Here is an 842-nt window from a genome sequence, read left to right on the forward strand (position 1 = left end):
CCAACGCCTCGGCATGGGCCGCGAACTCTACGACACCTACCCCACCTACGCCGACGCCTTCGACACCACCTGCACACAACTCGACCTGCACCTCCCACAACCCCTACACGACATCATCTTCGGCACCGACCAACACCTACTCGACCAAACCCAATACACCCAACCCGCACTCTTCGCCGTCCAAGTCGCCCTCTACCGACTCTGGGAATCCTGGGGCATCACACCCACCGCGGTCACCGGACACTCCATCGGCGAAATCACCGCCGCCCACATCGCCGGCGCCCTCACCCTCCCCGACGCCGCCACACTCATCACCGCCCGCGCCCGCCTCATGCAATCACTACCCCCACGCGGCGCCATGCTCGCCATCAACACCACCGAACACGACATCCTCCCCCTCCTGACCGAACACGAACACACCATCGCCATCGCCGCCATCAACTCCCCCAACTCCCTCGTCCTCTCCGGCGACAAACAAACACTACAAACCATCGCCGAACAACTACCCGGCCACCGCACCACCTGGCTCCGCGTCTCCCACGCCTTCCACTCACCACTCATCGAACCAATCCACGACCAATTCCACACCATCCTCAACACCCTGCACTACCAACCACCCACCATCCCCCTCATCTCCACCCTCACCGGACAACCCACCGACCACACCAACCCCCAACACTGGATCAACCACGCCCGCAACACCGTCCGCTTCACCGACGCCATCACCACCCTCAACGACGGACACACCACCTTCCTCGAAATCGGGCCAGGCAGCACCCTGATCCCCCACCTACCCACCAACGCGATCACCACACTGCGCCACGACCGACCCGAAACCGAGA

Annotated in this window: 1 protein-coding gene; it reads left to right on the top strand. The window is 63.2% G+C overall.

The window, feature by feature from the left end:
• Nucleotides 1-842: acyltransferase domain-containing protein (locus ON39_RS33880; protein WP_040740329.1), on the top strand; the 842-nt coding region annotated here is incomplete at both ends.

Origin of the sequence: Nocardia tenerifensis NBRC 101015, assembly GCF_000308715.1 — a bacterium.
In the GTDB taxonomy this organism is placed as follows: Bacteria; Actinomycetota; Actinomycetes; order Mycobacteriales; family Mycobacteriaceae; genus Nocardia; species Nocardia tenerifensis.